Source organism: Anaerococcus sp., assembly GCF_022770135.1.
Classification (GTDB): domain Bacteria; phylum Bacillota; class Clostridia; order Tissierellales; family Peptoniphilaceae; genus Anaerococcus.
This window is the reverse complement of sequence record NZ_JALEIL010000058.1, coordinates 1-7,989: the sequence shown is the minus strand read 5'-3', so window position 1 is coordinate 7,989 and position 7,989 is coordinate 1. Positions and strand designations below refer to the sequence as shown.

Sequence of the window (7,989 nt, the reverse complement as noted above, 5' to 3'; positions counted from 1 at the left end):
ATGGGTATGGGCATGCTTTACGCTTTAGGAGCTAGGTTTTATGATGAAGATGATAATAGTCTTTCTCCTGTAGCCAAAAACTTGGCAAGGGTTAGTAGGATTGATATAGATGGGATTGATCAGAGATTTAAGAGGGCTGATATAAAGATTGCTACAAGCAGCGAGATGACTCTTTTTGGAGAAAATTCCTTCCTGGAAAACAGGGCCTACAGGAAGGGAGCAAGTGATCTCGACGTGGCTAGACTTTTTAGAGGATGTGAGAACTTCATGGAAAAGACCGCCGAGCTCTTAGGAATTGGTCATGTCGATTTTCCATCTTTAGGTTCTGGAGGAGGCTGTGCTTGGGCCTTGTTTACTTACTTTAAGGCCAAAATCACCGAGCCAATGGATTATATTTTGGAAAAGATTGATTTTAAAGATTTAATCAAGGATATGGACTATCTTATCTTAGGCGAAGACTTAAGTCAGTTTAATGCCTATTCTTCTATAAATATGGCGAAACTTGCAAAAAGATACAATGATAAGATAAGGATTATCTTCCTTCACGATGATAGTAACGAAGATAATTACGACAAGACCTACTTTGATTATGTCTATAAATACCATATAGAGTCCAATCTCGATAGGAATTCTCTTTTAGAAAAGATTAGACAATTGGCAGGCGAGGTTAATAACAAATACCTCACAAGTTCTGAAAATTAGCTAGGAAAGCGGTACAATTATCTATTATGAATATTAAAAAATTAGGAGAAACAAAAGTGACGACTGTCCTTATGATAATCAATATAGCAGTTTTCGCTATAATGACTTTGACAGGAGGAAGCGAGAGTATTGAAAATCTCGTAAGATTTGGAGCGATGGTCAAGCCCTTGTTTTATCAAGGCGAATGGTGGAGAGCCCTTACGGCAGCCTTTATTCATATTGGATTTTTCCATATTTTGTTTAATATGTACTTCCTTTACAATATTGGCCCTCTTTTTGAGAGACTTTATGGATCTATTAACTTTCTAATAATCTATATCCTAGCCGGCGTTATGGGTAATCTCTTTACCTATGCTTTTGGTGAAGCCAATACGGTATCTGCAGGAGCATCTACTTCCCTTTATGGGATGTTTGGACTTGCTATTGGCCTTATGATTAACTACAAGGATGATGAGATATTAAGAGGACTCGGGGCGAGCTTTCTTTCAATAATAGCTATAAATATAGTCTATTCCTTGCTAGCTCCTGGAATTGGAATTCAAGGGCACTTGGGAGGATTTTTGGCAGGAGTTCTTCTTGCAGGAATTTTCCCCGTTGTAAACAGACAGCTTCCAAAGACTACAATCATAATTTCTCTAATAGCCTTCATAATCTTGGTTTTCTTGTTTATAAGAATTGGTAATAAGAGTTTGGGTGTTGGTTAAGATGAAGTTATGGATATTAACATTAGCCTTTTTGCTAAGCGCATGTTCCTTTCAGTCTAAGGAAGAGTTTGAGAAAGAGATTGACGAAGTAGATAGACCCAAAGAAACTATAGAGATGCCGGAGGTAACATACAAGGACGCATCTACCAAGGAGACTTTTAGAAAAATCGACTTCGAAAAAGACTACAAGAAGGCAGTTCTTGGGGAAAATATGAGCCTAGATGAGGCCACGGGATTTATTAAGGAGATAAATTTCGCAGGAAGTCAGGTTGGCTTTGTACTAGAGAAAGATCAAGCAAATATCTTAAATCTCAAGCTCGTCTATGATGATGAGGGAAAAGTTGAGCATACTTACGGACCTCTTTCTAGAGAAGACGAACTTGTAAGCAGGATCAAGGTCATAAGCTTTGATTCGGAAAGCGGACCTATGCTTCTAGTAAGTCAGGTCTCAGTTTTTGAAAATGAAAGCCTAAGCAATTATTATTTGTACAATAAATATCTAAGCCTACTGGATTCTTTTTCCTTCTACAATACGACAGAAAAAATCGAACCTGAAGTTAGAAGGCTAGATGATTTGGTAGAATCTAGTGAAACTTCCACTAAGAAGGAACTTAAGGAAGCCATAAGGTCTAGGATAGAAGCTGAGAATAAGTATTTGCAAGATATTTCTAGGGCCTATGACTTGGATATGGACTTGGCAAAGGACACTGTTTTAGGAGATAAGATTGAAATTGGAAATCTTCTTTATGACAAAAAGGATAAGGAGATTTTAAATATTGAAAAGAGAAAGAGTGAAGATGGGAAAGACGTCATCACTATAAAATAGGAGAAAAAATGGAAAGAAAAGATATAGATCAAAAATTAAAATGGGATACTACTTCGATTTATGCCAAAGACGAAGACTTCTACGAAGATATAGAAAATGTCAAGAACTTAGCTGATAGGCTCGTAGGATTTAAGGGGAAAATCACATCTAGCCTAGATAATTTCAAAGACTTTATCAAATTAGATGAAGAGTTTTCTAGAAAACTTGAGAAAGCCTGTGTTTACGCATCCTTAAAAAGCGATGAAGATACCAGGGTAACCAAATACCAAGAGATGGACCAAGTTGCTACCAACACATACGTTGCCCTAACTGAAGCCCTATCTTTCGTAAGGCCAGAGCTTTTGGCAACAGATCAAGAAAAGATTAAAGAATATCTAAAAGATCCTGACATAGCTCATCTGTCTCACTACTTTGAAGATATAGCGAGATACAAAGACCACACCTTGGATGAGAAAAGTGAGCAGATTATAGCAAGTTTTGGCAAGACTGCCCAAAATCCAAGTGCAACCTATATGATTTTTTCAAATGCTGATATGTCTTTTCCAAGCGTAGAAAAAGACGGGGAAGAGATAGAAATTACTGATGCAAACTTCGTAAACTTGCAACAAGATAAGGACAGGGACTTTAGGCGTGAAGTTTATGAGAAATATTACAAGACCTATAGGCAATTTTCAAATACCCTAGCAAGTACTCTAGATGGAGACTTCTCAGCTCACAACACAGAAGCTAAGCTTAGAGGCTTCTCATCAGCTAGAGAGATGAGCTTGTTTGCTAATAACTTACCAGAAGAAATCTACGATAATCTACTAGAAGTAGTTCATGACAATGTTGATATCCACAGAGATTACACCACTCTTAGGAAAGAATTCCTCGGAGTAGATGATTTAGGATTCCACGATATTTACATGCCACTTGTTAAGGATTACGATAGGAAGATCGAATTTGACGAAGCTAAAGAAATCGTCCTCGAAGCTATCAAACCACTCGGCGAGGAATACGTAGAGGTAGCAAGGAAGGGCTTTGAGACAGGTTGGTTCGATGTTTGTCCAAACAAGGGCAAAAGGGGCGGAGCTTACTCATCAGGATCTTACGATACCCAACCATTCATCTTACTCAATTACACAAATACAATAGATGATGTATTTACAGTAATCCACGAACTAGGTCACTCCATGCACTCCTACTACACAAGAAGTAATCAAGAATACCAATACGGTTCTTACTCAATATTCTTGGCAGAGATTGCATCAACTACCAACGAGCTTCTTCTCCTAGACTATATGCTCAAAAACTCTAAGTCTGAGGAAGAGACAGCTTATCTACTAAACTACTTTGTAAACCAATTCAAATCAACAGTCTTTAGACAAACTATGTTTGCAGAATTCGAGCATAAGGTAAACAAATTAGTAGAAGTAGGCGAGCCAATTCCGGCAGAAAGACTTCACGGAATCTACAAAGAATTAAACGAAGATCTTTTCGGAGAAGACATAGAAGTAGATGAATTTATATCAGCAGAATGGGCTAGAATCCCACACTTCTATATGTTCTACTACGTCTTCCAATATGCGACAGGATTTATGAGCGCTGTTGCCCTAAGTCAAAAAATCCTTCACGGAACAGATGAGGATAGAGCGGCTTATCTAAACTATCTAAAGACAGGAGAGAGCGAATATCCACTAGAAGTCCTAAAGAAAGCGGGAGTTGATATGACAGGCAAGGACGCCATGCAAAAGGCTATGGATGTAGCAAGGGACGCCCTAAAAGATCTAAGAGAAGCTATATTATAAAAATTTAAGTTATTAGGCTATGGCTATGCTGTAGCCTTTTTTATTTAGGCTTTAATTTGGGTAAATATAAATATAAGTGTAGCTTTTAATAAATAGAAAAGAGTAGCTTATGACTTATAGGAAGAGAAAATTTGAAATAGTAAGAAAATTTATGAATCCAGAGCTTATCAAAGATATGAGGATAGTTTTTGCTAGGGATAAGGATAAGAGAAGGCCCGACAAAGAAAGGGAGATTCGCCTGGGCCAAAATCTTGTCGCTCTTTTTGAGGACTTGGGGCCAGTCTTTATTAAATTCGGCCAAATTTTATCGACCAGGAGGGATATATTTTCAGATGATATCATAAACGAATTAGAAAAGCTCCAGGATGATGTGAAGGAAGAGGACTTCTCTTATATAAAAGAAATCATAGAAGAAGAATTTGCTAGGGATATTGAGGATATATTTGTAGAATTTGATAGGAAGGTTCTTGCGACAGGATCTATTGCCCAAACCCACCTTGCCTATATCAGGACTGATGATTCAGTCAAAAAGGTCGTGGTTAAGGTCAGAAGAAAAGACATAGAAAAAACAGTGAGCGAAGATCTTTCTATTATCAGGGACTTATACAGGAAATATCAGAATAAACTTAACTTTATCGAATCCTTCGACTTAGGAGAAGTCCTAGAAGAATTTGGTAAAACTTTAAGAAAAGAGATTGATTTCAAAAATGAAAAGGAAAACATCTTAAAATATAGGGAAGATAATCAGAGGTCAAGTGACCTATCTTCTCCTGATGTATACGAGAATTACTGTGGAAAGTCGGTCCTAACTATTGAATACATAAATGGCAAAACTATTAGATCAAGTTACGACAAAGATCCAGAGATAAGAAAGGCCCTTGCTAAAAAAATAATCAAGGCCTACACCAACCAGATGTTTTCCTATGGCTTTTTCCACGCAGATCCCCACCCAGGAAATATCTTTGTGGATTCTGAGAACAATCTATATCTCATCGATTTCGGTATTGTATCTACTCTTTCGGAAAATTATAGGTATCAGATAATCAAAATATTCCTAGGAGCAAGTCTTAATGAAGTAAGTCTTGTGACAGATGCCATCATAGGTATGGGACTTTTGGCCTTTGATAGCAAGAAGATACCGATTTTTGAAAGAAGAATCCAGAAACTTTTGGATAAGTACATGGCCATGAATATTAGTCAGCTAAAATTAGTCGAGCTTATCGAGGACTTTTATAGGCTATTGGTGGATTTTTCAATCAAAATCCCATCAGAGCTTACTAATTTCGGAAAAACCATCCTTACAGTAGAAGGTCTTATAGAAAAGCTAGTCCCAGAAGAATCCTTCATAGCCCTAGCTATCCCACTAGCAAGACCTATGGCCCTTAAGCTTTTGAGCCCAGACATAGTTTCAAACAGAATCCTCAAAAATACTTACGACTCAGCAAGCTTTATAAAAGAACTACCTAAAGCATCTTTGAATATATTAAGACAGCTAGAAAGAGGAGACTTCGCCCTAGTTCAAAGGAAGGGCGAAAAGGAGATGGATCTTTACAAGAAAGTGGAAGAAAAAAAGAGTATTTCTCTTATATTCTTAGCCTTTGCCCTTATACTATCGAGTACAATCCTAGCCCTTAGCCTTCTTGGTATAAGAAGCAAATACTTCCTAATTTTCTTAGGATTAAGTCTTCTAATAAGTTTTTTGGCTATAATAGTTCTTTTAGTAAGAATCTTTAGAGATAAAAATAAATAAATGAAAATTGCCGGCGATATGGGAAATTGCCGGCTAATTATTTGAATATGATATTAAGAAGCTCTTCCTTTCTTTGATAGGATAGGTCTTCTTCTTTTACTCTCTTACTACTTTCTTCCTCAATTTTTTCTTTGATATCGTCTGTCAACCTATCTTCTGCAAAATTATAAACTGTGGAGTTTTCCTTATCTATGTGGCTTCTTAAAAGATTGACATAGGCCATGGAGTTTGCAAGTATTTGCAAAACAGCTTTGTCATCCTTCTTCATCTTATAAGAATTTAGGGAATTTTCAAGCTCGAAGACATAGCCTCTTGCAAGTTGGTGTTCGACAAGCATGCCTCCTTTTATAACTTTTTCTCCCAAAATCCCGAGCTCTTCTAGCATATATTTAAAAAGGATATCTTCTTCCTTCTTATGATGGATTCTATCTGCGAACTCCTTAATAAAGGAGATGCTTGCCCTGAAGAATTCTTCATCTATGGATTTATCATTAAGAATAGATAGACATTCTTCCTCTAACCTATCCAAAAATTTTGTTATCTGATCGTGTTCTTTTACTAAATACTCTATTGCTTTCATATTATCACCTATCTCTATTATACCTGAGCTTTTGGGAAAACCACTAGCCTTCTTGTATAGTCTAGTTAGGAGGAAATATGCATTACACAGGAAATGAAATATATAGACCGCCCCTTGAGGCAAGGACACCTCTTTTGGAAGTGACTAGAGGATGCTCTCACAACAAGTGCGTTTTTTGCACCATGTATCAGAGGACCCCCTTTTCTCTAGCTCCCAAGGAAAATATAATAAGTGACTTGGAGGAGTTAGCCTTTTACTATCCAAATCTTGAAAGAATATATCTTTTAAATGGTGATCCCTTCGCCCTATCCTTTGAAAAATTAAAGGAAATAGGGGAATTAATCCATAAATATTTGCCAAATATCAGAACAATAACTTCATATGCCTCATTTTATAATATGAAGAATAAAACAGTAGCTGAACTTAAAGAGTTAAAAGCTTTGGGCTTTGATGAATTGTATATAGGAGTAGAAACGGCTTACGAGCCTGCCTTACTTATGATAAACAAGGGCTGTAACTTAGAAGAATACAAACAGTCTCTAGGGAAATTAAAAGAAGCAGGAATAAGCTATCATGCTATCCTTATGATGGGAGTTGCGGGACGTGGCAATTCAGAAATAAACGCAAAAGCTACGACAGAATTTCTAAATATCTACCCAGCCAAATCTGTCTTTCCTATGACAACCTCAGTCCAGTTTGGATCAGAGCTTTATAAGATGAGAGAAGAAGGAGAATTCGAGGAAGCAAGTCTTGGAGAAATTATAAAAGAGCAGATAGTCCTAGTAGAAAACCTAGACTATCCTGACGAAAATCTTTTCTCATCAGGGCATATGGTAAATCTTATAAATGTAAGCCATAGATTTAAAAACAAGGATAAAATATTGGAAAAATTAAATTATGCCCTAGAAAACCTAAGCCCAGAGATATTAGACACAACAAATGAAAGACAAGCAAGATAAGGGCGTCTATTAAGATAAAAATAAGCAAAAGCTTTTTATCTTGCAAGACAATACACTAAGTTGAGTAATTTAAAAATTATAATTAACCTATATATAGAAGGAAAAATAAAATTAGAAAATTATTTGACAAGTATGAAAATCCCTAGTATTATATAAAGGCACGTTCCAAGAGCGAGCGGTAAATATTAAAATAAAAAATATTTGACAAGTTACTCTTGAGGGTGTATACTTATTTTATACCGCATAAGCTTGAAGCTTTGGAAAATTAAAAAAATCATAAAAAAATGATAAAATTATTTGACAAACAAAAACTTATGTAGTATTATATAAGAGTCGCAAGATACAAGCGACATTGAACCGAGATTAACGTCGTAAGATGATAATCATAAATTATATAGAATACAATAACAACAACCAAAGTTAATACTTTGAGTACAATGATTCTTATCCTTATATATAAGAGATAAGGACAAAATTTAAATCACGCATTTGATATAAGTCAGATGTAAATGAGTAAGCCAGAATAAAAACGGCTCATATTATTTATGAGAGTTTGATCCTGGCTCAGGATAAACGCTGGCGGCGTGCATAACACATGCAAGTCGAACGATGAAACTTAACTGATTTCTTCGGAATGAATTTAAGTGGATTAGTGGCGGACGGGTGAGTAACGCGTGAGTA

Annotated in this window: 7 protein-coding genes and 1 rRNA gene; 7 read left to right on the top strand and 1 reads right to left on the bottom strand. The window is 36.3% G+C overall.

The features are described 5' to 3' along the window. The 5 genes from MRZ08_RS02635 to MRZ08_RS02615 all read left to right on the top strand — a co-directional run. On the top strand, window positions 1-702 hold a 702-nt coding region (locus MRZ08_RS02635), incomplete at its 5' end, for a glycerate kinase (protein WP_297378966.1). A gap of 26 nt (window positions 703-728) precedes the next feature. Beyond that, window positions 729-1,406 (top strand): rhomboid family intramembrane serine protease, encoded by a 678-nt coding sequence (locus tag MRZ08_RS02630; protein WP_297378964.1) that lies wholly within the window; start codon window positions 729-731, stop codon window positions 1,404-1,406. Then, a complete protein-coding gene (locus MRZ08_RS02625; RefSeq protein ID WP_297378962.1) occupies window positions 1,396-2,232 on the top strand; it encodes a hypothetical protein in 837 nt (278 codons plus the stop codon). Before MRZ08_RS02630 ends, MRZ08_RS02625 begins: the two co-directional genes overlap by 11 nt. Before the next feature lie 8 nt (window positions 2,233-2,240). Continuing rightward, window positions 2,241-4,019 carry an oligoendopeptidase F gene (gene pepF, locus MRZ08_RS02620; protein ID WP_297378960.1) on the top strand — a complete coding sequence of 593 codons (1,779 nt, stop codon included), beginning with the start codon at window positions 2,241-2,243 and terminating at the stop codon, window positions 4,017-4,019. 109 nt (window positions 4,020-4,128) lie between these two features. Beyond that, window positions 4,129-5,769, top strand: coding sequence for an AarF/UbiB family protein (locus MRZ08_RS02615; RefSeq protein WP_297378958.1), 1,641 nt, complete (start codon window positions 4,129-4,131; stop codon window positions 5,767-5,769). A 37-nt stretch (window positions 5,770-5,806) separates the two neighbouring features. On the opposite strand, the gene MRZ08_RS02610 is transcribed toward MRZ08_RS02615, so the two are convergent. Next, entirely contained in the window at window positions 5,807-6,349 is a 543-nt protein-coding gene (locus tag MRZ08_RS02610; protein WP_297378956.1) for a hemerythrin domain-containing protein, read from the bottom strand. A 77-nt stretch (window positions 6,350-6,426) separates the two neighbouring features. Between MRZ08_RS02610 and MRZ08_RS02605 the strand changes: the two genes are divergently transcribed. Beyond that, complete coding sequence (locus MRZ08_RS02605) at window positions 6,427-7,308, top strand: radical SAM protein (RefSeq protein WP_297378954.1); 882 nt, start codon at window positions 6,427-6,429, stop codon at window positions 7,306-7,308. Window positions 7,309-7,849: 541 nt separating this feature from the next. Beyond that, a 16S ribosomal RNA gene (locus MRZ08_RS02600) occupies window positions 7,850-7,989 on the top strand; the annotation flags it as partial.

Coding starts and splice junctions, on each gene's coding strand:
- MRZ08_RS02630 (WP_297378964.1), top strand. CDS start 729: ATGAATATTAAAAAATTAGGAGAAACAAAAGTGACGACTGTCCTTATG.
- pepF (WP_297378960.1), top strand. CDS start 2,241: ATGGAAAGAAAAGATATAGATCAAAAATTAAAATGGGATACTACTTCG.
- MRZ08_RS02615 (WP_297378958.1), top strand. CDS start 4,129: ATGACTTATAGGAAGAGAAAATTTGAAATAGTAAGAAAATTTATGAAT.
- MRZ08_RS02610 (WP_297378956.1), bottom strand. CDS start 6,349: ATGAAAGCAATAGAGTATTTAGTAAAAGAACACGATCAGATAACAAAA.
- MRZ08_RS02605 (WP_297378954.1), top strand. CDS start 6,427: ATGCATTACACAGGAAATGAAATATATAGACCGCCCCTTGAGGCAAGG.